Annotated in this window: 24 protein-coding genes and 1 pseudogene; 7 read left to right on the plus strand and 18 right to left on the minus strand. The window is 67.2% G+C overall.

The window, feature by feature from the left end; translation table 11 throughout:
- The first annotated feature begins 363 nt into the window (after positions 1 to 363).
- Positions 364 to 1,260 carry a hypothetical protein gene (locus ACJH71_RS07170; RefSeq protein WP_406757336.1) on the plus strand — a complete coding sequence of 299 codons (897 nt, stop codon included), beginning with the start codon at positions 364 to 366 and terminating at the stop codon, positions 1,258 to 1,260.
- Between the two features lie 47 nt (positions 1,261 to 1,307).
- Here ACJH71_RS07170 and trmD read toward each other — a convergent pair whose 3' ends face one another.
- From trmD to ACJH71_RS07195, 5 genes are all read right to left on the minus strand, one after another.
- Positions 1,308 to 2,006: a tRNA (guanosine(37)-N1)-methyltransferase TrmD gene (trmD, locus tag ACJH71_RS07175; RefSeq protein WP_406757337.1), complete on the minus strand. Its 699-nt coding sequence runs from the start codon at positions 2,004 to 2,006 to the stop codon at positions 1,308 to 1,310.
- A gap of 8 nt (positions 2,007 to 2,014) precedes the next feature.
- Positions 2,015 to 2,536 (minus strand): ribosome maturation factor RimM, encoded by a 522-nt coding sequence (gene rimM / locus ACJH71_RS07180; protein ID WP_406757338.1) that lies wholly within the window; start codon positions 2,534 to 2,536, stop codon positions 2,015 to 2,017.
- 11 nt (positions 2,537 to 2,547) lie between these two features.
- The gene (locus tag ACJH71_RS07185) at positions 2,548 to 2,790 is read right to left on the minus strand and encodes an RNA-binding protein (RefSeq protein WP_019736217.1); all 243 of its coding nucleotides are present in this window, start codon (positions 2,788 to 2,790) and stop codon (positions 2,548 to 2,550) included.
- Positions 2,791 to 2,798: 8 nt separating this feature from the next.
- On the minus strand, positions 2,799 to 3,284 hold the full coding sequence (gene rpsP / locus ACJH71_RS07190) for a 30S ribosomal protein S16 (RefSeq protein ID WP_406757339.1): 486 nt from the start codon (positions 3,282 to 3,284) through the stop codon (positions 2,799 to 2,801).
- A gap of 157 nt (positions 3,285 to 3,441) precedes the next feature.
- Positions 3,442 to 3,861, minus strand: a complete 420-nt coding sequence (locus ACJH71_RS07195) for a nuclear transport factor 2 family protein (RefSeq protein ID WP_406757615.1) — start codon at positions 3,859 to 3,861, stop codon at positions 3,442 to 3,444.
- Between the two features lie 37 nt (positions 3,862 to 3,898).
- Between ACJH71_RS07195 and ACJH71_RS07200 the strand changes: the two genes are divergently transcribed.
- Positions 3,899 to 4,768 carry a D-alanyl-D-alanine carboxypeptidase family protein gene (locus tag ACJH71_RS07200; protein WP_406757340.1) on the plus strand — a complete coding sequence of 290 codons (870 nt, stop codon included), beginning with the start codon at positions 3,899 to 3,901 and terminating at the stop codon, positions 4,766 to 4,768.
- A gap of 79 nt (positions 4,769 to 4,847) precedes the next feature.
- Here the strand turns inward: ACJH71_RS07200 and ACJH71_RS07205 are convergent, their stop codons facing one another.
- Together ACJH71_RS07205 and ffh are read right to left on the minus strand one after the other, a co-directional pair.
- The gene (locus ACJH71_RS07205) at positions 4,848 to 5,915 is read right to left on the minus strand and encodes an amidohydrolase family protein (protein ID WP_406757341.1); all 1,068 of its coding nucleotides are present in this window, start codon (positions 5,913 to 5,915) and stop codon (positions 4,848 to 4,850) included.
- 1 nt (position 5,916) lies between these two features.
- Positions 5,917 to 7,476 (minus strand): signal recognition particle protein, encoded by a 1,560-nt coding sequence (gene ffh / locus ACJH71_RS07210; protein ID WP_406757342.1) that lies wholly within the window; start codon positions 7,474 to 7,476, stop codon positions 5,917 to 5,919.
- Positions 7,477 to 7,815: 339 nt separating this feature from the next.
- Here ffh and ACJH71_RS07215 point away from each other — a divergent pair, with 339 nt between their 5' ends.
- Complete coding sequence (locus ACJH71_RS07215) at positions 7,816 to 8,643, plus strand: PE family protein (RefSeq protein WP_406757343.1); 828 nt, start codon at positions 7,816 to 7,818, stop codon at positions 8,641 to 8,643.
- A gap of 35 nt (positions 8,644 to 8,678) precedes the next feature.
- Positions 8,679 to 9,860, plus strand: coding sequence for a PPE family protein (locus tag ACJH71_RS07220; protein ID WP_406757344.1), 1,182 nt, complete (start codon positions 8,679 to 8,681; stop codon positions 9,858 to 9,860).
- A gap of 775 nt (positions 9,861 to 10,635) precedes the next feature.
- Here ACJH71_RS07220 and ACJH71_RS07225 read toward each other — a convergent pair.
- From ACJH71_RS07225 to ACJH71_RS07245, 5 genes are all read right to left on the minus strand, one after another.
- Positions 10,636 to 11,451, minus strand: a complete 816-nt coding sequence (locus ACJH71_RS07225) for a nucleotidyltransferase domain-containing protein (protein WP_406757345.1) — start codon at positions 11,449 to 11,451, stop codon at positions 10,636 to 10,638.
- A 178-nt stretch (positions 11,452 to 11,629) separates the two neighbouring features.
- Positions 11,630 to 11,968 carry a P-II family nitrogen regulator gene (locus ACJH71_RS07230; RefSeq protein ID WP_406757346.1) on the minus strand — a complete coding sequence of 113 codons (339 nt, stop codon included), beginning with the start codon at positions 11,966 to 11,968 and terminating at the stop codon, positions 11,630 to 11,632.
- Positions 11,874 to 13,349, minus strand: coding sequence for an ammonium transporter (locus tag ACJH71_RS07235; protein ID WP_406757347.1), 1,476 nt, complete (start codon positions 13,347 to 13,349; stop codon positions 11,874 to 11,876). Before ACJH71_RS07235 ends, ACJH71_RS07230 begins: the two co-directional genes overlap by 95 nt.
- A 219-nt stretch (positions 13,350 to 13,568) precedes the next feature.
- Entirely contained in the window at positions 13,569 to 15,047 is a 1,479-nt protein-coding gene (locus ACJH71_RS07240; RefSeq protein WP_406757348.1) for a hypothetical protein, read from the minus strand.
- A gap of 107 nt (positions 15,048 to 15,154) precedes the next feature.
- Positions 15,155 to 16,507 (minus strand): PE-PPE domain-containing protein, encoded by a 1,353-nt coding sequence (locus tag ACJH71_RS07245; RefSeq protein ID WP_406757349.1) that lies wholly within the window; start codon positions 16,505 to 16,507, stop codon positions 15,155 to 15,157.
- Between the two features lie 203 nt (positions 16,508 to 16,710).
- On the opposite strand from ACJH71_RS07245, the gene ACJH71_RS07250 reads away from it, so the two are divergent.
- Positions 16,711 to 17,487: an SDR family NAD(P)-dependent oxidoreductase gene (locus ACJH71_RS07250; protein ID WP_406757350.1), complete on the plus strand. Its 777-nt coding sequence runs from the start codon at positions 16,711 to 16,713 to the stop codon at positions 17,485 to 17,487.
- 86 nt (positions 17,488 to 17,573) lie between these two features.
- Here ACJH71_RS07250 and ACJH71_RS07255 read toward each other — a convergent pair whose 3' ends face one another.
- The 4 genes and pseudogenes from ACJH71_RS07255 to ACJH71_RS07270 all read right to left on the minus strand — a co-directional run bounded on the left by ACJH71_RS07255 (position 17,574) and on the right by ACJH71_RS07270 (position 19,830).
- Positions 17,574 to 17,957: a DUF4267 domain-containing protein gene (locus tag ACJH71_RS07255; protein WP_406757351.1), complete on the minus strand. Its 384-nt coding sequence runs from the start codon at positions 17,955 to 17,957 to the stop codon at positions 17,574 to 17,576.
- Positions 17,958 to 17,993: 36 nt separating this feature from the next.
- Positions 17,994 to 18,723 (minus strand): annotated as a pseudogene (locus ACJH71_RS07260) (NUDIX hydrolase).
- A gap of 56 nt (positions 18,724 to 18,779) precedes the next feature.
- Positions 18,780 to 19,148, minus strand: a complete 369-nt coding sequence (locus ACJH71_RS07265; protein ID WP_406757352.1) for an STAS/SEC14 domain-containing protein — start codon at positions 19,146 to 19,148, stop codon at positions 18,780 to 18,782.
- 52 nt (positions 19,149 to 19,200) lie between these two features.
- Positions 19,201 to 19,830: a GntR family transcriptional regulator gene (locus tag ACJH71_RS07270; protein WP_406757353.1), complete on the minus strand. Its 630-nt coding sequence runs from the start codon at positions 19,828 to 19,830 to the stop codon at positions 19,201 to 19,203.
- A gap of 77 nt (positions 19,831 to 19,907) precedes the next feature.
- Here ACJH71_RS07270 and ACJH71_RS07275 point away from each other — a divergent pair, with 77 nt between their 5' ends.
- Together ACJH71_RS07275 and ACJH71_RS07280 are read left to right on the plus strand one after the other, a co-directional pair.
- On the plus strand, positions 19,908 to 21,002 hold the full coding sequence (locus ACJH71_RS07275; protein ID WP_406757354.1) for a class I SAM-dependent methyltransferase: 1,095 nt from the start codon (positions 19,908 to 19,910) through the stop codon (positions 21,000 to 21,002).
- A gap of 18 nt (positions 21,003 to 21,020) precedes the next feature.
- Positions 21,021 to 22,004, plus strand: coding sequence for an isopenicillin N synthase family dioxygenase (locus tag ACJH71_RS07280; protein ID WP_406757355.1), 984 nt, complete (start codon positions 21,021 to 21,023; stop codon positions 22,002 to 22,004).
- A 10-nt stretch (positions 22,005 to 22,014) separates the two neighbouring features.
- On the opposite strand, the gene ACJH71_RS07285 is transcribed toward ACJH71_RS07280, so the two are convergent.
- Entirely contained in the window at positions 22,015 to 22,986 is a 972-nt protein-coding gene (locus tag ACJH71_RS07285; RefSeq protein ID WP_406757356.1) for a glycoside hydrolase family 6 protein, read from the minus strand.
- 63 nt (positions 22,987 to 23,049) lie between these two features.
- Positions 23,050 to 24,315 (minus strand): signal recognition particle-docking protein FtsY, encoded by a 1,266-nt coding sequence (gene ftsY, locus ACJH71_RS07290; RefSeq protein WP_406757357.1) that lies wholly within the window; start codon positions 24,313 to 24,315, stop codon positions 23,050 to 23,052.
- Positions 24,316 to 24,358: the final 43 nt, after the last annotated feature.

Consider the following 24,358-nt stretch of genomic DNA (forward strand, 5'->3'; position numbering starts at 1 on the left):
GACCGGCCGACACGCGTTGTGAGCATGCAGACGGTTACCGAGCCGATGGGTTCGGGCATGTTGTCGCGCTGTGCGGTGACCGGGACGCCAGGACTCCGCTGCAGCATCAACCGCAGGCGACAACTGCTCAATTGTGCCAGACGCAGCGCAGCCAGCGAAATCGCGCAAATCGCCGCTGGTCGTTCCACACCGAACCCCGCCGCCGTGATAACTCTGGAAGCGACCGAACTGCGCGATCCTCATGCCCACGCGGTAACCTATCCGGCGGGCCGATGGCAGCAGTGTGGCGAGCCCGTAACCCATAGTTCGGTGCGATTACGCGACTGACACCTGTTGAGGAGGCCACCCACCGTGCGGCCATCGATGCTTCTGCTGACCATCGTCATGGTGATTTCCACGGTGGTGTTCGGCTGCGACGAGAAGGTCTACGGCGCCGACGCCGTACGGCCGACGCCGTACCGCGCCCCCGAGGTGGCGCCGGTGGCCACGGCGATCGAGGCTCCCCGGGCGCCTGCCATCCAGCCGGCCGCGGTGGTCGACGGCCTCTCGGCGCGCATGCAGGAAGCCACCGACGACGCCGCCAAAGTCGGGGCCAACATCTCGGTGGCGGTGCTGGACCGGATCTCGCACCAATTGATCACCAACGGCAACACCCGACCGATCGCCACCGCGTCGGTCGTCAAGCTGTTCATCGCCGACGACCTGCTGCTCCGCAAACCCGAAGGTGGCCTGTCGGCCGACGACCGGGCTGCTCTCGACTCCATGCTGCGTGCGTCCGACGACGGGGCAGCCGAGACGTTCTGGAACCAGAACGGCGGCAACGCGATCATCACCCGGGTGGCCGGCCGCTATGGCCTGGCCGGCACCTCGCCGCCGTCGAACGGTGCCTGGTGGAACACCATCAGTACCGCACCGGACCTGGCGCGTTACTACGACATGCTGCTCAACGGCTCCGGCGGTCTGCCGCCGGCCCAGGCCAGCATCATCATGAACAACCTCGCGCAGTCCACCCCGAGCGGCCTCGACGGCTACCCGCAGCGATTCGGGATCCCGGAGGGCTTGTACGACGAGCCCGTGGCGGTGAAGCAGGGCTGGATGTGCTGCATCGGCAACAACTGGATGCACCTGTCTACCGGTGTGGTCGGGGCGGATCGTCGCTACATCGTGGTGATCGAGTCGCTGCAGCCCAGCGACGACGCCACCGCGCGCACCACCATCACCGAGGCCGTCAAGACCATCTTCCCGGGCGGTCGGATCTAGGTGATCGCCCGCACGGCGTCGCCGGGCGAAGCGGGTCACCGGTCGGCTTAGTCGCCCAGGTCGTCCAGCAGGTCCGGGCGGCGTGCGCGGGTCCGCTCCAGGGCCGCCTCGTGGCGCCAGGCGTTGATCCGGGCGTGGTCACCGGAGAGCAGCACATCAGGCACGTCCAGGCCGCGCCAGCTCGGCGGGCGGGTGTAGCTCGGCCCCTCCAGCAGCCCGTCACGGTCCGGGGAATGCGAATCGTCACGTTGCGACGCCGGATTTCCGAGCACGCCGGGCATGAGCCGCAGCACCGCCTCCAGCATCACCAACACGGCGGGCTCGCCGCCGGCCAGCACATAGTCACCGATCGACACCTCTTCGACCCGCATCCGCCGAGCGGCGTCGTCGGCGACCCGCTGATCGATGCCCTCATAGCGGCCGCAGGCGAACACCAGGTGCTCTTCTACGCTCCAGCGCTGCGCGGTGGCCTGGTCGAACAGTGTGCCCGCCGGAGTGGGGACGACGAGAACAGTCTGCTCCGAACAGATTTCGTCCAGCGCTTCACCCCAGACCGGCGCCTTCATCACCATTCCGGGGCCGCCACCGTAAGGCGAGTCGTCCACCGAGCGGTGCACATCGTGAGTCCAGCGCCGTAGGTCGTGGACCTGCAACTCGACCATCCCGGATTCGATCGCCTTGCCGGGCAGTGATTGACGGATCGGGGCCAGATAGTCGGGGAAGATCGTGACGACATCGATTCTCATGCCGCGCTTTACCCGTCCAGCTCCAGCAGCCCGTCGGGCGGTTCGATCACCACGGCGTTGTCGGCCAGCGACACCGACGGCACGAAGGCGGCGATGAACGGCACCAACAGTTCCCGGCCATCGGTCCGCTTGATCGCGAGCAGCTCCCCGGCGGCGGTGTGCAGCACCTCGGTCACGGTGCCGATCTCCTCCCCCGCCACCGTGCGCACCTGCAGACCCTCGAGTTGATGGTCGTAGTAGGTGTCCGGTTCGGTGATCGGCGGAAGGTCGGCGGAGTCGACGACGAAAAGGCTGCCGCGCAACGCGTCAGCACCATCGCGGTCGCCGACCCCGGCCAACCGCACCAACAGGCGCGCACCATGCGGGCGCGCCGCCTCGACGACGTAGTCGCGTTGCGGCGCACCGGATTTACGGGCGTGCAGTGTGGCACCCGGCGCGAACCGGAGTTCGGGATCGTCGGTACGGACATCGACGACGAGTTCGCCGCGGATGCCGTGCGCTTTGACCACACGCCCGACCGTCAGCTCCATGAGCCAGCCGGCTACCGGTCGGTGTCCACCACGTCCACGCGGATGCCGCGTCCACCGATACCGGCGACGAGGGTGCGCAACGCAGTGGCGGTGCGACCGCCGCGACCGATTACCTTGCCCAGGTCGTCGGGGTGCACGTGCACCTCGACGGTGCGGCCACGGCGGTTGGTCACCATGTCGACTCGTACGTCATCGGGGTTGTCGACGATGCCGCGCACCAAGTGCTCGACAGCATCTGCCACGACGGCACTCATGGCCGCGGTCAGCTCTCGCTGGCCGACTCGGCGGCCTCAGCAGCGGGTGCCTCGGCAGCGGCGTCCCCGGCGGAAGCCTCGGCCTTCTCGTCGGCCTTCTTGGCCGGTGCCTTCTTCTTCTTGGCGGTGGTGGCCTCGGTGGTCGGCCCGCCCTCGGCCTCGGCCAGCGCGGCGTTGAACAGCTCCAGCTTGCTCGGCTTGGCCGGCTTGACCTTCAGGCGGCCCTCGGCACCGGGCAGGCCCTTGAACTTCTGCCAGTCACCGGTGATCTTCAGCAGCTTGAGCACCGGCTCGGTGGGCTGAGCACCGACCGACAGCCAGTACTGGGCGCGCTCCGAGTCGATCTCGATCAGGCTCGGCTCTTCCTTCGGGTGGTAGCGACCGATGACCTCGATGGCGCGACCGTCCCGGCGGGAACGGGCGTCGGCGACCGCGATGCGGTACTGCGGATTGCGGATCTTGCCGAGACGGGTGAGCTTGATCTTGACAGCCATGAATTACTCCTGAGGTAGCACGCTGCAATTCAGCGACGGGGGCGGGTTTGCTCCCATCCGGTTTTGCCTCGCGTGTTGCGCCACGGCCGCGCAGCCGTAGTCGCGCGGCGGACAGCCGCCTATTGTGCCAGAACCGAGCCGGTCAGCTGAAATCGCCTCAGGGCAGCTTCTCGAAGCACTTGATCTCGCTGCGCCGGCTCATCCGCCAGCCCTGCGCGGTGCGGATGAACTCGTCGTCGTACCACAGGCCCAACAACATGGTGGCGGGCTTTTCCCCGCCGAACACCATCGGGTTGAAGCAGAAGGTGCGCGCCGTGGCGCTGTCGCCATCCACCCGGATCGCCGGCAGTCCCAGCATGTGGGCGTAGCCCGCGAAATTGGGCAGTACCTCGGCCAGCCAAGCCTTCACCTCCGGGAAGCGCCCGTCGATACCGCCCATCGCGCGGTAGTCGATGTAGGCGTCGGGGGTGAACACCGCGTCCAGACCGTCGAAGTTGCGAGTGTCGATCGCAGTCGAGTAGTCGACCAGCAGCTGCTGGATCTCCCAACGGTCCGAAATTTCTTGTTGGCTCAGCATTCCCCGATTCAACACCACGGCGGTAAGGTAGGCCGCCATGCGGAAAATCTTGGCCGCAATCGCGGCTCTTGCGACCGTGTTCGCCTCGCCCGCCGTCACTGCCAACGCAGATGCCGCCCAGCCCATCGGCTCGGCGCCGGTGCCGATCGGCCCGGCTCCGAACTGGCTGATCGCCGACCTGGATTCCGGTCAGGTGCTCGCCGAGCAGAACGGCTACGCCGTGACTCCGCCGGCCAGCACCATCAAGGTTCTGCTGGCTTTGGTGGTGCTCGACGAACTGAATCTCGATGACACCATGGTCGCCACACCGGCCGACACCCATGTGGAGTGCAACTGTGTCGGGGTCAAGGCCGATCACAGCTACACCGCGCGTCAGCTGCTCGAAGGTCTACTGCTGGTGTCGGGCAACGATGCTGCCAACGCGCTGGCGGACATGCTCGGCGGGCCCGAGGCGACGGTGGCGAAGATGAACGCCAAGGCCGGCGCGGTCGGCGCGACCGACACCCACGCCAGCACCCCGTCCGGTCTCGACGGCCCCGGCGGCCCGGGCGCGAGCACCCCGCACGACCTGGCGGCCATCTTCCGGGCGGCGATGGCCAACCCGGTCTTCGCCGAGATCACCGCGCAGCCGGCGGCGACGTTCCCCACCGATTCCGGGGACCGTCCGATCGTGAACATGAACGAGTTGCTGGCCCGCTACCCCGGGGCTTTCGGCGGCAAGACCGGCTTCACCGACGCTGCCCGCAAGACCTATGTCGGCGGGGCCGCCCGCGACGGCCGGCGGCTGGTGGTCGCGATGATGTACGGGCTCATCCATGAGGGCGGGCCGACCTACTGGGACCAGGCAGCCGCCCTCTTGGACTGGGGTTTCGCGCAGGGCCCGATGTCGGGCGTCGGCAGCCTGTAGGCAGCGCATCACCGAACGTGTAATCAGCACGAAAAATCGCCGGAAGTATCGCGCTGGGTGCACGCTCGGCGCCGGGTCGCTAGTACACCCGGCCCAGCAGCATCACCAGATCGGGACGCCCGAGCACCTCGGGGCCGTTGCGCGGGTCGTCGGCGAAACACACCAGGTCGGCCGGGGATCCATGCTCCAGCCCGGGTGCCCCCAACCAGCGGCGGGCATCCCAGCAGGCCGCGCCCAGTGCCTCGGTCCGGCTCAGGCCCACCCCGGACAGGGCGCCGACCTCGTCGGCGATCCGGCCGTGGGCCACCATGCCACCGGCGTCGGTGCCGGCGTAGATCGGTACGCCGGCTTCCCTAGCCGCACCGATCCGTGATCGACAGGAGGCGTGCAACGCGCGCATGTGCGCGGCGTAGGTCGGGTACTTGGCCGCTGAATCGGCGATACCGGGGAAATTGTCGATGTTGATCAGCGTCGGCACCAGTGCGGTGCCCTGGTCCAACATCAGCGCGATGATGTCGTCGGTGATACCGGTGCCGTGCTCGATGCAGTCGATGCCGGCGTTGATCAGCCCGGGCAGTGCCTCTTCGCCGAAGACGTGTGCGGTGACCCGGGCGCCATGGGCGTGCGCGGCGTCGATAGCAGACTTCAGCACGTCGTCGGACCACAGCGGCGCCAGGTCACCGACACCCCGATCGATCCAGTCCCCTACCAACTTCACCCAGCCGTCGCCGCGACGGGCTTGGGCCGCAACGGCTTCCGGTAGGTCAGACTCGTCATCGACGTTGACCGGCAGCCCGGGGATGTAGCGCTTGGTCCGGGCCAGGTGCTGCCCGGCACGGATGATGCGCGGCAGGTCGGCACGGTCGTCGAACCCGCGGGTGTCGACCGGTGAGCCCGCGTCCCGGATCAGCAGCACCCCGGCGCGGCGTTCGGTCTCGGCCTGGCGCACCGCCTCGTCGACGTCGACCGGACCGCCGGGCCCGATCCCGACATGGCAGTGCGCATCGACCAGACCCGGGATGACCCAGCCGCCGGAGAAGACGGTTTCGGCGCCGGCGACCGGTTCGAGACTGATCGTGCCGTCGACGATCCAATACTCGACGGGCTGTTCGTCGGGCAGCCCGCGGCCGGAGACGTGGAGCGCCAAATTACTTCTGGCCCGGGAAGTTCAGCTTGGACAGGTCGAAGTCGGCCAGCCCGGGGGGCAGCTCATTGAGGCCTTCGGGCATCTGGGACAGGTCGGGGAAACCGGCGGGCATCCCCGGGCCACCGGGACCGAACAGACCCCGCACCTTCGGCGGGGTCGGGCCGCGATTCTTGCCCTTCTTTCCCGCCTTGCCCTTTGCCTTGCGGTTGGAGCTCTTGCGGCCCATCCCGGGCAGGCCCAGGCCGCCCATCATCGACGACATCATCTTGCGGGCCTCGAAGAACCGGTCGACGAGCTGGTTGACGTCCGAGACGCTGACACCCGAGCCGTTGGCGATGCGCAGGCGCCGGGAAGCGTTGATGATCTTCGGATCAGCCCGTTCAGCCGGCGTCATGCCGCGGATGATCGCCTGCAGACGGTCCAGCTGGCTGTCGTCGACGGCGGCCAGCGCGTCCTTCATCTGGCCGGCTCCGGGCAGCATGCCCAGCAGGTTGCCGATCGGACCCATCTTGCGGATCGCCAGCATCTGCTCGAGGAAGTCCTCCAAGGTGAGCTCACCGGAGCCGATCTTGGCCGCTGCCTCTTCGGCCTTGCGGGCGTCGAAGACCTGCTCGGCCTGCTCGATCAGGCTGAGCACGTCGCCCATGCCCAGGATGCGGCTGGCCATCCGGTCGGGATGGAAGACGTCGAAGTCCTCCAACTTCTCACCGGTCGACGCGAACAGGATCGGCGCACCGGTGACTTCCCGCACCGACAGCGCGGCACCACCGCGGGCGTCGCCGTCGAGCTTGGTGAGCACCACCCCGGTGAAGCCCACGCCCTCGCGGAACGCATCGGCGGTGGTCACCGCGTCCTGGCCGATCATGGCATCCAGGACGAACAACACCTCGTCGGGCTGCACCGCGTCGCGGATGGCGGCGGCCTGGGCCATCATCTCCTCATCGATGCCCAGGCGCCCGGCGGTGTCGACGACGACGACGTCGAAATGTTTGGCCTTGGCTTCAGCCAGGCCGGCAGCGGCCACGGCGACCGGGTCACCCGGCGCGCCGGCGTCACCGGCGACCGAGGTGCCCGGGTGCGGAGCGAACACCGAGACCCCGGCGCGCTCCCCGACGACCTGCAGCTGGTTGACCGCGCCCGGACGTTGCAGGTCGCAGGCCACCAACAGCGGGGTGTGGCCCTGGCCGCGCAGCCAGGTGGCCAGCTTGCCGGCCAGCGTGGTCTTACCCGCACCCTGCAGGCCGGCCAGCATGATGACCGTCGGCGGGGTCTTGGCGAACGACAACTGCCGGGTCTGCCCGCCGAGGATGCCGACGAGCTCCTCGTTGACGATCTTGACGACCTGCTGAGCCGGGTTGAGCGCACCGGAGACCTCGGCGCCCTTGGCGCGGTCCTTGATCCGGCCGATGAACGCGCGCACCACCGGCAGCGACACGTCGGCTTCCAGCAGTGCCAGGCGGATCTCCCGGGCGGTGGCGTCGATATCGGCGTCGGTGAGACGGCCCTTGCTGCGCAGCCCCTGTAGGGCCCCGGTCAACCGGTCGGAGAGGGATTCAAACACGCCGCCAGCCTATATCCGCTTACATCGCGGGCGGGCAGGCGAAGGTGACGGCCGGTGGAGCGGGACGACACCTGACCGCCACGGCAAAATATTTCCGCGGCTCACTAATTGTAACCGCGACGTTAGATAAATTGCACAGTTAATGCGGCAATTCACGCCAATTAAAGAACCGTTTCAGACCTTTCACAGCGAATCTATTTTTGTTAAGGATCTACGCTCCACCGCAAAGAAAATGTTAACGATCTCCTCACGCTTGCCGATCTCTGCAACGCTTCACAACATCGATGACCGGCCCGTCGGACCATCACATTCTGGTCCGGCTTCCTGCGAGGAGGATGCATGTCCTTTGTGAAAACACTCCCCGAGTCAATGACGCACGCCGCGGGTCAGCTCGCAGGTATCGGCGAGGCGCTGTCCGCCGAGAGCGGCGCGGTGGCGATCCCGACCACGGTGATCGCGCCGGCCGGCACCGACCCGGTCTCTGCGCTGCAGGCCGCGGTGTTCGCGACCTACGGGAGCCTCTACCAGTCGATCAGCGAGCAGGCGACGGCCGTTCACCAGCAGCTGGTGCAGGTCCTCGGGCAGAACGCCGGGGCCTATTCCACCGCCGAGGCGACCAACCAGGCGACGTCGTCGATGGACTCAGGACTCCAGTGGTTCCTGACCAACATCCTCGGTGTGCCGACCAGCGGCAGTGGCTCGCTGCTCTCGGGCAACCTGGCCAACATCGAGAACATCGGGATGGGCAACTGGGCCTCGGCCACCTCTGCCCTGCTTGGTCTGGCCGGTGGTGGTCTCCTGGACTTCCCCGAAGAGATCGCAGCCGAGGGAGCCGCCGGCCTCATGGGGTACGAGGCGCCCATGCTGGGCGCGCCGATGGCCGGGATGGGCGCGATGCCCGTGGCAGCCGGCATGGCCCAGGCCACCACGGTCGGGGCGTTGTCCGCGCCGCCCACCTGGGCAGCCGAGCCCGTGGCGGCCGCGTCCGCTGCCCCAGCCCGTTTGGCGGCTGCGAGCAGCATGGCCACCCCGCACTCCGTACCCACGATGGCCGCCGTGCCGGCCGCCATGGCCGCAGCCGGCGCCGGCGACCGCGGCGTCGGGAAGTTCGGCGCCCCGCGCTACGGGGTCAAGCACACCGTCATGCCCAAGCCGACCGCCGTTTAGCAACCTGCCCCACCAACGAGAAGGGGAATACAGATATGTCTTTCGATTTCGGAGCGCTACCGCCGGAGATCGTTTCCGCGTGGATGTACAGCGGAGCCGGTTCCGGCCCCCTGATGTCGGCCGCCTCGGCGTGGGGCAGCCTGGCCGCCGAGCTGGAGTCTTCGGCCATGTCAGCTCAGTTGGTGCTTTCTGAACTGGTCGGCGAAGACTGGACGGGGCCGGCCTCAGCGGCTATGACCAGCGCCGTGTCGCCATATCTCTCGTGGCTGCACACCACCTCAGCGGCCGCCCACCAGGCCAGCTCGCAGGCGATGGCCTCGGCAGGAGCGTTCGAGGCTGCCCGCGCGGCAGTGGTGTCTCCAGCGATCATCGCCGCCAACCGGGCCCAGCTGGCGGCCCTGGTTGCGTCGAACTTCCTGGGGGTGAACACGCCGGCGATCCTGGCCACCGAAGCCCACTACCTGGAGATGTGGGCTCAGGACACCTTGGCCATGTTCGGCTACACCACCTCCTCGTCCAGCGCTGCCGCGCTCACCCCGATGACTCCGGCACCTCAGACCACCAACCCCGTAGGCGCGGCAGTCGCCACTGCCGGCAGCGCCACCGGCGGGCTCCAACAGGAGTTGTCTCAATCACTGGCTTCGTTGCAGGGCGCGCTGCAGGCAGCTGCATCGCCCCTGTCAGCCACGGCGTCGATGCCGGATCTGGGGACTGCATTTGACCTGTTTCTCGGGACCCCACTGTTCGGCAATGCCATCAACGGCGGGGTGAACACGGCGGCCTGGTTCGTGTGCACCGCCATCCCGACGGCGGTATCGCTGGGCCACACCCTGGCCTTGGCCGGCCCGGCCAGCCTGGCATCCGATGTCGTCGGCGTAGATGGGCTTGCGGCGGGACTGGGCTCTGGAGTCCTGGCGGGCATGACCCAACCGGTAGGGGCGGTGGCTGCCGCCGGAACGCCGGTGCTGGCGGGACTGGGTCAGGCATCCACCATGGGTGGGATGTCGGTACCGGCCGGCTGGTCGGCCGCGGCGGGCACTCAGGTCGCGGCGTCGACGGGTTCGGGCTGGACGGTTGCCGCAGAGGAGACCGCGCAGATGCACGCCGTCCCGGCCGGAATGGGACCGATGGGCGCAGGTGGGCGCGGCGGTCTGGGTTCGGGAGGCCCGCGTTACGGCTTCAGACCTACGGTGATGCCAAAACAGGTGCTGGTATGAAGCCGGGTCCGCCCTCTTGGTCGCCGGCGATGGCGGGAGCCCCGTCGAGCCGCGCCTCGGGAGGGCGCACCGCGTGCTTACGCCGGTCACCGGGGCAGGTGCGGCCCCGAATGCAGCCGCAGTTGAGGCCGATGATGCAGGTCTGGGGGCTGGCGGAGGTTACGCCCGGCAAGGGAGCCACACCGCGCACAGGGATGGGTGCCGCCTGCGCGATGCCGGCCACTCCGGTTCCGGTGAACCCGACGGTCAAGGCTACGCCGGTGGTGCCCAACAACACGGCCGTCATCTTGCCGAAGTGTCTCATCGCTATCCCTATGTTTCGTCCGTGTTTCACCCCCTTCACGCAACGTACTTCGTGTTTCTGGCATCCATCTGAATCTGCCTGGCATCTATCTGAGTCTTCGCAGGTCTCTGCCGGTGGCGGTCACTGCCAGCGCGGGCGTCGCGCGAAAATGCGCCCCGCTCACACGGGCGATTTCGCGGGAAGGCGGCGGCCCCAGATTTAGGACGTCGGTATTGATAATCGCGGCGGGATTTTCCGGGCACCCCAAATACCTCGCCGTGCTTTCAACGCGCCAAAAATAATTCCGATCAAATGGCAGAAATGCGGGGTTTCAGCTGCCCGGGAACCGGACCGACCCCGCTTGCATCTGTGCCGATGTGCCGGCTGATCATTTCCGGGACCATTTTCCCAACGCAGGGCCGTAATAAAGCGCTGACAACGCCGATTCCGGCCCCAGCGGGTACCTCCAGCAAATTGCCAACACCGCGGAGATCACACCCGCAGAGCTGGCCTCCCGCGACGCGGCGATGTGTTGGCAACGGCACTCAGCACGGCGTCGACACGCCGGCTGATCGTGCGCGCCGCATCGAAGAGCCTGGCCGCCAGCTCGTACCTGTCGCCGAGCTCCAACGCGGCACTGACCTCGTCGGTGTACTGGGGCGACAGCAGATCGTGGGCGCGCCCGCCCGCCCGGTGCAGTTCGGTACGGACGTCCAGCACCGTGCGATAGGCACCGCGCAACGAACTCCCGATGCCATCCGGCCGACGCCTGGTCCAACCGCCGGAGACATGGGCCACCGTCAGCGCATCGAGCAGTTGAACGTCACGCAGGCCCCCTCGGCCACATTTCAGATCGGGTTCGGCGCTACCCGCTATCTCCCCGCTGCGCTGCCACCGGGCGTGTGTCACATCGACGAGTTCGGCGTAACGGGTGCCGATCCTGTGGCGCCATTGCTGTCGGACGCCGGCGATCAGCCGTGTCGACAGCAGCTCATCGCCGGCGATATGGCGTGCGTCCAGCATGGCCAGAGCGGCGAGGATATCGGAGTCTGCGACCCGCAGCGCCTGCGGAACTGTGCGCACACTGTGGTCGAGACGAACATTGGCGTCCCACAAGGGATACCAGAGCAGCTCCGCCGTCCGCCGCACCGAATCGGCAGGCATGCCGTCGTGCACCAGCAGCAGGTCCAAGTCCGAGTGCGGAAGCAACTCGCCGCGGCCCAGCGAACCGGTGGCAACAACCGCGAAACCACTTCCGGCCACGACCCCGATCTCGCTCGCCTTGGCGGCCAACCACGACTCGTGCACCTGGCGCCATATCTGCCGCAGTGCGACCGAATCCCATTGCGCTGACGTGGTGCACCGCAGTGCCGCCCGGACAGCGGCCAGGTCGGTTGCGGAGCAGCCAGGTCGACGCTGCTCAGGGCTCAAGGTTGGACCCCCGCGGTTCATGGCTGTCTACATCGGCTCGGATCGCGCTACAGACTCATACCGCGTCGGAGCCGCGTTCGCCCGTGCGCACCCGGACCACGGATTCCACCGCGCTGACCCACACCTTGCCGTCGCCGATCTTGCCGGTATGTGCCGCCCGCACGATGACGTCGACGATCTTGTCCACCGCGAAGTCGTCGACCAGCACCTCGATCCGTACCTTGGGAACGAAGTCGATCGAGTATTCAGCGCCGCGGTAGACCTCGGTGTGGCCCTTCTGCCGTCCGTATCCCTGGACATCACTGACCGTCATCCCCAGGACTCCGGCCTCTTCCAAGCCAGTCTTGATGTCCTCCAACGTAAACGGCTTCACGATCGCGGTGATCAACTTCATCTTCTCTCCTGTCTTCAGCCGAGTAAGCAAGAACAGCACTGCCGGTACTCACGAGGTCGTAACCGCTTTGGAGGTGCTCGGCTTCATCGATTCCCGACGCTTCATCCTCGGCGTCCAGTCGCAGCCCGATGGTGTATTTGAGGATCAAGGCCAAGATCGCGGTTCCCACCGCCGAGTACAGCGCAACACTGGACGCGCCGATGAGTTGGCGCCACAGCTGATCGAAGCCGCCGCCGTAGAACAGGCCTGGCGACACGTCGGACGCACCGTCGATCGCCGCGGTGGTCGGCGCCGCGACCAGACCCACCAACAGGGTTCCGACAAGACCGCCGACCAGGTGCACCCCGACGACATCCAGCGAATCATCAAAGCCAAAACGGTATTTCAGGCCCACTGCGAGTGCGCAGGCGACGCCGGCAACGGCGCCGACAACCAGCGCGCCGACAACATCGACTGACGCGCACGCCGGGGTGATCGCCACCAGTCCGGCCACGATTCCCGACGCTGCACCCAGCGAAGTGGCGTGGCCGTCACGCATCCGCTCGGCCAGCAGCCAGCCCAGCATCGCGGCTGCCGTGGCGACCGTCGTGGTGATGAAGGTCGATCCGGCAACACCGTTGGCGCTGACCGCCGATCCGGCGTTGAATCCGTACCACCCGAACCACAACAGGCCGGCCCCCAGCATCACCAACGGCAGATTGTGCGGCCGCATCGGAAGGGCAGGCCATCCTTGGCGCTTGCCGAGGATGAGCGCCAGCACCAAGGCAGCCATGCCCGCGTTGATATGGACCGCGGTGCCGCCGGCGAAGTCGATCGCATGAAGCTTGTTGGCGATCCAGCCGCCGTGCGGGGCGGTGCTGTCGTCGAACGCGAAAACCCAGTGGGCAACCGGGAAATACACGACGCTTACCCACAGAGCGGAAAACAACAACCAGCTGCCGAACTTCATCCGGTCGGCCACTGCCCCAGAGATCAACGCGACCGTGATGATCGCGAACATCATCTGGAATCCCACGAATACGGTCGCCGGCACCGTGCCGACCAGCGGAATTTCTACCGCAGGCGTACCACTGGCCGGATCGGCGGCGACCGCGTTGACCCCGATCAGGCCCTTCAATCCCCAGTAATCAGTTGGGTTTCCCGCGACGTTGCCGACATCATCGCCGAACGCGATCGAGAATCCGTAGAGCACCCAGAGCACGGTCACCACACCCATGGCGCTGATGCTCATCATGATCATGTTCAAGACACTCTTGACCCGGACCATGCCGCCGTAGAAGAACGCCAGACCTGGCGTCATCAACAGCACCAGGGCGGCGCTGATCAGCATCCAGGCAGTGTCTCCGGTGTCGGGCACGCCCATCGTCGGGAATTGATCCATGCACCAAACCTCCTCCGCCGCGGCCGGTTGCCAGATGAACCCGGCTGGTCATAACCATGCGCAACAGTTGTTTCGGCGCTAGCGCCGCTCCGTTGCAGATGTGTGACCACCTGCTCACACCGGACGAACCCGGAAGAGCCCAGAAGAGTGCAAAAGAATGTCCCACAAACCGCCTGCCGCGCGCGGTCGAACCAGTCGCGGCCAGGCTAGGCGGCGGCGTTAGGCGGGCGCGCCGGGTGCACCCCCGGCGCCTCCGGCACCACCGGTGCCGTCGACGTTGGCATCGCCGGGTGTGCCCGCGCCGCCGGCGGTTCCTCCGGTGGACCCACCGTGGCCGCCGTCGCCACCGTCCCCGCCGGCGCCCACCGAACCATTGCCGCCCGCACCACCGTTGCCGCCGCGGCCACCAGAGCTGCCGGTCTGATCGGCCGCTGCCCCGCCGTCGCCACCGTCGCCACCATTAGCGCCGACCCGGCCGCCGCCGCCGGCACCGCCGACTCCCCCGGCACCGCCGTTCCCACCGGTCGTTCCGACGCCGCCGGCCCCGCCCGCGCCACCGTTGCCACCATGACCTCCGGTGCCGAACGGGTTGGTCAGACCTGCGCCGCCCGCGCCCCCGGCGCCGCCGTCTCCGTCGTCGCCGGCCTGCCCGACCGCGCCGATCCACCCGACGCCCGTGCCGGCAGCACCGCCTCGGCCGCCGTCCCCGCCGTCGCCACCGTTACCTCCGTTGGGCTGGCTGGCGGTGCCGATGCCGCCGGCCGCACCCAGCCCGCCGACGCCACCGGCGCCGCCATTGCCGCTGAAGCCCAAGAGCCACCCGGCATTGCCGCCGACGCCGCCGTTGCCGCCGACGCCGCCGTTCAACGCGGTCACATCGGGACCGTTGACACCGGCCCAGCCGGAGCCGCCGCGCCCACCGGTTCCGCCGAATCCCCACCCGGCCAGGGAGTCACCACCGCCGCCGCCGGCACCCCCGGCGTGCGTCACCAACGACGTGCCGTCGAAGGTGTCGTGGAAGCCGGTGCCACCCTGGCCGCCGACACCACCGTCGCCGAACCACATTCCGCCGGTACCGCCCTGGCCACCCGCGCCGGCCTCGATCACCACACCACCCACACCGACGTAGGCGGCGGCGCCCTGACCGCCCGCACCACCGTTGCCGAACAATCCGGCGTCGCCGCCATCACCGCCCATGCCACCGTTGACTCCGGCGACGCCGGCCGCACCGTCGCCGCCGTCACCGAACAGGAACCCGCCGTCGCCGAGGTTTCCCAGACCGAGCCAGCCGAACAGCGAATTGTTGACGCCGTTGAAGCCGTCGATCCCGTCGCCGATCAGGTCCCGGCCGAACATCAACACAACGGGAGTGTTGATCAGGTCGATCAGCAGCTGGTTTCCGGCGTTGTGCAGGAAGCTTTCCAGTGCGTCGTGGATCGGGAGATAGAAGCTGTCCTGATAGAGCTGAGCCCAGTCAGCCGGTACGAACAGATTGAAGTCGGCGCCGCCCAGCTCGCCCGGGTCGAAGCTGGCGATGCCGATGTCTGCGAGATCAGCGCCGGCCGGGTTGATGTCGGCCGTGTCGAACCAGGTACCCGGGTCGAAGAAGTCGAAATCCGCCTGGGCAGATGGCGCAATCGCCATGGGCGCCAGGGCGAGCGTCAATGCCGCCGCAGCACCGCCTATCGCACGACTCATCCGAGCAGTTGCGCTACGACCCCGGTGCCCGGCACTACGGCGAAGACGACGATTCATTGCGATTGACCTTTCTACGACTAACCCGTGTTGACGGGCGCGAAGCTGACTTAGGCGGCGGTAACCGTGTCCAGGCCGAGGAATTCGCCGATCCACGACAGATCGGGATTCCCGTCAACAAGTGACCCGAGTGAGTTCAGGAAATCCGGCGACTCCCCTGGATCGGTCGCCATCGCCGAACCACCGAACAGGCCACCGAACAGCGGGGTGGGGTCCTGGATATCGAAAAAGACGCGTTGGGCTGCGTTCCACAGCGTCGAGAACGGTTCCTGCTCCATAAACGAGCCCCAAACGTAGTTCGCCGGGTCCTGCAAGTCGCGAAACGCCGCCTGAACACCTTCCGACCAGGCGGCACTCAAAGCGGTGTTGACCTCGGCCCAGCTGATGTTGCTCGGCAGCAGGTCGAAGCTGAAGTTCGTGAGCTCGTTGGCAGGTCCCTGGTTCCAGCCTTCCGTCAAGCTGCCGTAGCCCAGATTGACCAGGATGCGCATGCTCGGTTCCAAGAGGTCGGCCAAGGGGTTGCCCCAGACGGGATTTACCCGCAGCAGATCCAGCAGCGGCAGCGAATCCGCGGGGATCACATAGTAATTGGTGAGACCGTCGCCGGTGGTTTCCAACTGAATTGCGTTGGCGATGTCATCGGCGGTGACACCGAAATAGCCGATATGGGTAGAGAACATGCCCATGACGGCATTAAGCGACGATATCAGGTTCAGCGGATAACGGGGAAAGTCGGCGTACCCGTCATATTCCATCGTGTAGACATCGGTGGTGAAGTAGTCCGGCGTCGGATGACCGAGGGTCATTCCGTTCCAGAAAGTAAGGTTCCCGCCCCAGAAGTTCAACAACTGGAGCAGCCCGCCGTTCGGGTTCGCGGAATTCCCCACGAGCACGAAATGAACGTCCTCGGGCGCGACACCCTCGTGCTCGAGTTGCTCCATCGTCATCGACGACATTGCCGAACTCTGTGAGTAGCCGAACACATACACCGGGTTGTCGGCGTTCACTCCGCCGGCGGCGATCTCCTTGTTGATTGCCTCAGCGAGGATCTGGGCGCCCTGGACCATCGAGATGTTGCCCGGGAAGTACAGCTGGGGCGTGAACAGCGAGTCCGCCGTTCCAGTGAAGCCATGCGGCTGTAGATACAGCAGGTTGGCAGCATTGACGTAACCCTGCGACGGCAACGGAATACCGCTGCCGCCCATGACGAACGCGATGTCGCCCGCGGTCAGCGCTACGTCCTGTGACTCAGCGGCCGACGACCGGGCGGACAACGGCGATGCCGTCGCAAGCCCCGCCATGCCGGCGAAGACGACGAGAACGCTTACGACAGCGAGAACTACGCGACCACGGCGGAGCGAACGCCCCCCCTGCGGACCGGTCATCGCGACGACACCAGCCATGGAAACCCCTTGAAATGCCCTTCAACGCACCGCGGAACGCGGAACCCCACCCGAAATTAGATCACCCGCAACAGTTTTAGTCAGTAGTTCGGTGGAAAGCCAGCCAGATTGACATAACTGCGCTTATTGGGGCATGATAAAAAATCGGCCTTTCGGCTTCCCCGAATCGTAGCGCGGAACACCGTCCAAGTAAGGTGTCATTCGTGGATATTAATGGAGCAAGCGCGATCGTCACCGGTGGCGCATCAGGAATCGGCGCGGCCACTGCCCGCCAGTTGGCCGACAGGGGCGCACGGGTCGTCGTCGCGGATCTGCAGGCGGACAAGGGCGAGGCCCTGGCCCACGAGATCGGCGGCGTGTTCGTGTCCGTCGACGTGACCAGCACCGAACAGATCATCGACGCGGTCAACACCGCGACGGACCTCGGCCCGCTGCGGGCGCTGGTGAACTCGGCTGGTATCGGCTGGGCGCAGCGCACCATCGGCAAGGACGGCGAGTTCGAGTCGGCGCACAACCTGGACCTGTACAAGAAGGTGCTCGCCATCAACCTGGTCGGCACCTTCGACTGCATCCGGATCGCGGCCACCGCGATGAGCCGCAACGAACTGACCGACACCGGCGAGCGTGGCGCGATCGTCAACATGACCAGCGTTGCGGCCTTCGACGGCCAGATCGGCCAGGCCGCCTACTCGTCGTCTAAGGGCGGCGTCGTGGGCCTGACCCTGCCGGTGGCCCGTGACCTCTCGGCGGCAGGCATCCGCGTCAACACCGTGGCCCCGGGCCTCATCGACACCCCGATCTACGGCGAGGGCGAGGCCTCGGAGGCCTTCAAGGCCAAGCTCGGCGAGTCCGTGTTGTTCCCGCACCGGCTCGGCAAGCCCGAAGAACTGGCGTCGATGGTGGTGGAGCTGCTCACCAACTCCTACATGAACGCCGAGGTCGTCCGCGTGGACGGTGGCATCCGGATGCCCCCGAAGTAGTTTTCGTACCCGAGGTTGAGATTGCGTCCAGGGTCGCGGATACCGCGAAATGTACAGCCCTGGGCGCAATCTCAGCGGGCGACGGTCTAGGGGCGTTCCGTAGCGCGCCGGCGCGTGGCACCCCAGAGCCCGACGCCGATGCCGACCACCGCTCCACCGAGACCAATGATCTGCTGCCCACGCTTGAGATCGGCGTGCACGCTCATCCCGCCCAGCAGGTCGGCCGCATCGGCACCACCGGATGCGAGGAACCAGCCGCGCGTGTCGCGACCGCGCAACGCCCCGTTCAGGAGTAGCCCGCCGATCAGGGCGTCCCGGTATCCCATCGAACGAAGCAGCAGGCGCGCGGAAGGCCCGGGATCTTCCGGTTCTCCCCACAACCGATTCGCCCGAAGCGGATCGACGAGAAACGAGATACCCGACGCCAGCCGGATACTGCCCGCGACCAGGGCCGCACGGTCTTTGATCATGAACCGCAGCCTAGGGCCCGACGCCTGGGCCCGAACCTATTTCCAGGCGAATACCGGTTGTTCCAGCTCGTCGACCCGGTCCCCTCGACCCTCCAGGCACAGCCATCGCACTTGCAACAGCACCGCCCCGGTCGGCGCGTGGATGAGGTCATTGCCCAACGGGATCTGCACGACCGGACGCGGGCTCTCCGGGATACTGACGAAACGCGGCGAATCATCGCGTTGCAGCTGATGTAGCCCCACGCGGTAGACCGCCACCACCTCGGCCGGTTCGGGACGGAGATCGAGCCGTCCCCCGCCCCAGATCACCACCGGCGTGATGACGTATCCGGACCGAGTCGGATAGTCGTCGAGCACGCCGAGCACAGCCGAGCACAGCCGAGCCAGACAAACTGATGCCGACCTCCTCGTCCAACTCGCGCAGGGCCGCGTCGACCGCGGTTTCGCCGGGATCCAGGCGGCCACCGGGCAGCGCCCACTGAGCGGCATGCGAGGTGAGACGAGAGGCTCTGCGGCACAAGAGGAAGGCAGCACCCCCGGATACATCGACCATGCGGCCGTCTAGACCAGCCTCCGGCATTGGCCGACCGGCGATCCAGTCGTCCACAGGCGCGGGGTCAACCCGGTCTTCGGCGACTTCGGAGTCCACGATCACCACCGCGACGGCCGCGTGCCGCTTCGACGGGTCGGTCACGACGCGGCGGTCGTGCCCGTCCAGATGTGCCCGGATCCGCTCCCGCAGCGCCTCGTCATAGCTGATCGTCACCGCTTGACCATAGGCGGCGCGGCAGGAACGATCTCGATACCGAGCCCACCCGTCGGTCAGCCGGCGGCCCATTCCTTGGCACGGTCGACGTCGTCGAGGCCGAACACTGCCAGTTCGCCGGGGATCATCCACTCGAGCGCATGCAGAACGTGGGCGACCCACTCCTTGTCGGACACCACCGCGATCCGTTTGAACGCGGCGTGATGCGGCAGCACGGCCCCCAGTCCGAGCTTGATGTCCTCGGCCAGCCCGCCGGGCCCGAAACCCTCGTAGTCGGAGTCGATGACCTCGACGATCCGAACATCGCCGCCCTGCAGAAGCTCGTGCAGCGAGGGCTTGATCTCACGCAGTTCGTCGCCGCGAAGCCGCCCCGACACCCGAATTCCAGTCACTCCCTCGGGCATGTCCGCCAGTAGCTCGATCATGGGAATGCTCCCTTCCAGCCGATGCAGTCACTGTAGTCCGCGGATCCGTCGACTATCCGAATTCGTTGCCGTGCGACTGGTGTTCGCGGAGCCGGCCGGAGAAGGTCATCCAATCGCCGGCCTCGACATCGCTGAGCAGGCTCCGATGTTCGGCCAGCACGAGATCGGGTTGCCCGCGGACTGTCGAGTTGCGCACGATCGAGAGGTGCTGTCGATCTTGGAGCCGGTCGTAGAACGCCAGCATCGTGGAGTTGTTCGCGAGCTCCACGAAAGCGCGATGAAACTGCATCGCCAGGGCCGCAAAGCCGGGATAGTCGCGCCGGCGTAGCGCCTGGTCTTGTCCATCAAGGTTTTCCTGCAGCCGCGCACTCAGTTGCCGCCGCGCTTCAGGATTGCCCAGTTGCACACCGGCACATTCAAAGGCGTGCCGCACCTGGTCTGACTCGCGGATCTCATCGACGGTCAATTCACGTACCAGCGCACCGCGCTTGGGATAGATCCGCACCAGTCCTTCGTCCTGTAGACGCGTCAGCGCCGCGCGCACCGGCGTACGGCTCATCGACATCGACGCCGCCAGGGCCGACTCGCTCAGCATGGCCCCGGCTGGGAACTCACCGCTGAGGATGCCCGCGCGGATCAGGTCGTGAGCACGTTGGGCGGAATTGACCGTCACGTCGCTCATGCGGACCTCCCGATCGGCTAAGACTCTCTAGGATACTTCTAGTATCCTAGTTGGGCGCAGAGAATCTGGAGGAGTGTGTGACAACACCAGCGAGCGGGCATCAGCCAACGGAAACCACCGCGCAGGAACTGGCATTCGCTGACCGCGTGACCGAGGCGCTGGACGCCGCCAGCCTCGCGCTGCTCCTGAGCCTGGGTCATCAAAGCGGACTGTTCGACGCGCTGGCCACCCTGTCAGCACCGGCGACCAGCGCCGAGATCGCCACCCGCGCCGGGCTCAACGAACGCTACGTTCGCGAGTGGTTGGGAGGCACGACGGTGGCCGGCGTGCTGGACTACGACTCCGTCAACCAGTCGTATCGATTGCCGCAGCACCATGCCGCAGTGCTGACCCGTGCTGCCGGGGCCGCCAACCTGGCGCGCGTCGCGCAGTACATCGCGCTGATGGGCGAGGTCGAGCAGAAGGTGTTGGGCTGCTTCCAGCACGGCGGTGGGTTGCCCTACAGCGACTATCCCCGCTTCCATGCCGTGATGGCAGAGCGCAGCGGCGAGGTCTTCGACACGGCACTGGTCGACGTCGTCCTGCCCCTCGTCGAGGGCTTGCCGCAACGGCTCCGCGACGGCGCGGACGTGGCCGATTTCGGCTGCGGCAGCGGACACGCCGTCAATGTCATGGCCGAGGCGTTTCGCACCAGCCGGTTCACCGGCATTGACTTCTCGACCGAGGGCATCGCGCGCGCGACGCGCGAAGCGACTCAGCGGGGATTGGCCAATACCACCTTCGAGAGCCACGACCTGACCACGTTCGACCGTGCATCGGCGTACGACCTCGTCACCGCATTCGACGCCATTCACGATCAGGCGCAGCCCGCGCGGGTGTTGGAGAACATCTATCGATCCTTGCGACCGGGTGGCGTCTTCTTGATGGCCGATTCGAAGGCGTCAAGCCGCCTGGAAGACAACATCGGCACCCCCATGAACACCTACCGCTACACGGTCTCACTGATGCACTGCATGCCTGTGTCATTGGCCTTGAACGGTGCCGGCCTGGGCACCATGTGGGGCCGCCAACTCGCTATGTCGATGCTGGCCGACGCCGGCTTCACCGACGTCGAGTGCGCCGAGATCGACGAGGATCCGTCGAATTACTACTTCATCGCGACCAAACGCTGAAGTGAAGGAGATCCAGTCATGCTGCCGGTTGTGAACTTCGCGCTGCTCGGCAGTTCCGGCGAACGCATCCGGCTGCGGGAAGTCACCCACACCACCGGATTCTTCTACCTCGTCGGCCACGGTGTTTCGGCCGAGCTCGTCGCTGAACTGCACACGACGGCACGCGAATTCTTCGCCCTGCCCGACCAGGACAAGCTGGCGATCGAGCTCGCACGCAGCCCCCACTTTCGCGGTTACTCGAGAGTCGGCGGTGAGCTGACCAATGGTGCGGTGGACTGGCGTGAGCAGATCGACTTCGGTCCCGAGGCCGACGTCACCGACGGCGCTGCCGGTCCGCAGTGGCTGCGCGGGCCCAATCAGTGGCCGCCGGCGATCCCCGCGATGCCGGACCTGGTGGGGCGCTACCAACAGGAGATGAACAGGGTCGCACGGGAGTTGTTGCGGCGCTGGGCACAATCTCTGGGCTCGCCGGCAGAGATATTCGATTCCGCCTTCGGAACCGAACCCGCGTCGTTGATGAAGCTGATCCACTACCCGAGGCGGGCGGCCAACTCCAGCGGTGACCAGGGAGTTGGCGCGCATAAGGATCCGGGCGTCATGACGCTGCTGCACCTGCCGAACGACTCGACGGGATTGCAGGTGCAATCGCTCGACGGCGAATGGCTGGATGCCCCGCCGCTGGACGGCGCCTTCATCGTGAATATCGGCGAGCTGCTCGAAGTCTCGAGCCAGGGCTACCTTCGCGCCACACCGCATCGGGTGCTGACACCGGCGGGTGCCCCGGCACGCATCTCGATCCCCTACTTCTTCGGCCCGGCGCTGGACGGCGTCGTTCCCACCCTTGCACTACCCCCGGATCTTGCCGCCAAGACCCGACCGATCAGCCACGACGCCGACAATCGGCTGCACAGCACCTACGGCGAAAACATGTGGAAGGCCAAGAGACGCGCCCACCCCGACGTGTTCGCGCGGTGGCACGACGCTGCCCCGGAGGCCAGCTAGGCCGGCCCGGTCAGCCCGCGTTGCGCGCCAGGTTGATGGCGTAGTCGCTGACGAAGTGCCCCGCCGCGGGTTCGCCGGAACCACAGCTGCCGTCGGACTCCCCGACCCGCTTGACCCACAGGTAGGCGTCGGCGTGCTGCCCGGCGGTGTTGGCGGTCGGCGGCGTGCCCAGGGCTCGCCCGCTGGGGTTGCACCAGCCGTAGGGGTCGCCTTCCGCGGGGCCGGCGCCGTTGCGCGACGTGTCGATCACGTAGTGCGCGCCGCCCGTCATCCCCGAGATCTCTTCGCCGTAACCGGTTTCCTCTTCGGTGGTGAAGTAGTTCGTGCTGTTCAGGGCAAAGCCCCGCGCGCGCCCCACACCGGCCTGGTTGAGGCGGTTGGCCATCTCTCCGGCGCTGACCCAGCGCGAGTGCCCGGCGTCGACATAGACCGCCGTGCCCGGGTTGCGGCCCAGCGTGTCGACGGCGTAGCTGATCAGGTCGAAGCGCTCCTGACGCGCATCACCGGAGAGGCAGTCGGCCATCGCTAGCGCGTCGGGCTCGAGGATGATCGCGGCCGGGTTGCCGCCGATCCCGTCGGCGACGCTGTCGATCCAGGCCCGGTAGGACGCACCGGAGGAGAATCCGCCCGCGGCGTAGCTGCCACAGTCACGGTGCGGGATGGCGTAGAGCACCAGCACGGGCATGGCGCCGGCCGCCGCGGCCGCGCCGGTGTGCCGGGCCACCGTCGAGCCGACAGAACCCACACCGAACGCCTGGTCCAGCCAGTACGCCTGCGGGGTGTTGGCTACGCGGGCCAGCTCGGCGCTGTCCGGCTGCGCGTTGGAGGCATGCATCGCCTTCGAGATGGGATCGACATAGAAGGGCATGCCGCCCAGTGGGTTGTCCCCGTCGGCCTGGGCGGGGGCCGCGCCGGCCAGGGCCGCAACGGCAAGGAGGGGGGTGAAGCAGCGCGCGACCGCGCCAAACGCTGAGGGGATCACAGGCAAAAATTACCTTATGGCCGACCCGAGGTCACAAGACGGTCACGGTGGAGAGCGGATCGCTCAGCCGAGCAGCGCGTCGACGAAGGCGCCCGGCTCGAAAGGCGCCAGGTCATCGGGCCCCTCCCCGAGCCCCACCAGCTTGACCGGCACACCCAGCTCCTGCTGCACCCGGAAGACGATCCCGCCTTTGGCGGTTCCATCCAGCTTGGTCAGCACCACTCCGGTGATGTCGACGACGTCGGCGAATACCCGGGCTTGGGCCAGGCCGTTCTGCCCGATAGTGGCGTCGAGGACCAGCAGCACCTCGTCGACGGCCGCCCGGCGCTCGACCACCCGCTTGACCTTGCCGAGCTCGTCCATCAGACCGGTCTTGGTGTGCAGCCGTCCCGCGGTGTCGATGACCACCACGTCGACACCGTCGGACACGCCCTTGTCGACCGCGTCGAACGCGACCGAGGCCGGATCGGCGCCCTCGGCGCCCCGCACCACTTCCGCGCCCACCCGCGCAGCCCAGGTCTGCAGCTGGTCGGCCGCGGCGGCCCGGAACGTGTCGGCCGCCCCCAGCACCACGCGACGGCCGTCGGCCACCAGCACCCGGGCCAGTTTGCCGACGGTGGTGGTCTTGCCGGTGCCGTTGACCCCGACCACCAGCAGCACCGACGGGTGCTCGTCGTGCGGCAACGCCCGGATGGAGCGCTCCAGACCGGGCTGCAGTTCGCCGATGAGCACGTCGCGCAGCACGGCACGAGCCTCGGCTTCGGTGCGCGCCTGGCCGCCGGCCAGTCGGCCGCGCAGCTGCGTCACCACCGATTCGGTGACGACGGGACCCAGGTCGGCCACCAGCAGGGTGTCCTCGACGTCCTGCCAGGAGTCGTCGTCGAGGTCTCCACCGCCCAGCAGCCCGAGCATGCTGCGGCCCAATGCGTTCTGCGACTTGGCCAACCGACCGCGCAGCCGCTCCATCCGGCCTTCGACCGGCTCGATGTCCGGCTCGACGGCCTCGGGCGCCGGTGCTGCCTGGGTTTCGGGAAGGACTTCGGCCGGCGCTTCGGGCAGATCGACGTCGGTGATGGTGCGCCGGGGCGCGTCACGCGGAACGGTCGCGTCGTCGCCGATGACAGGCGCGGGCGGCTCTGACGTCTCGGTCCGGCTGAAGGTGATGCCTGAGGAGGCGGTGTAGCCACCGGAGCGGTCCAGGCTCTCGCGTTGCGGCGCGGACAGGTTGATCCGGCCTCGCCGATACCGCACCAGGCCCCAGACCAAGGCACCGACCAGGATTAGCGCGACAACGACCGCCGCGGCGATCAGGAGAGTTTGAGACGACACGACCGTCATTGTGGCAGCAGGGACTTAGGCGGGGTTGACGCGG

It is taken from the genome of Mycobacterium sp. SMC-15 (assembly GCF_045310925.1).
Classification (GTDB): Bacteria; Actinomycetota; Actinomycetes; order Mycobacteriales; family Mycobacteriaceae; genus Mycobacterium.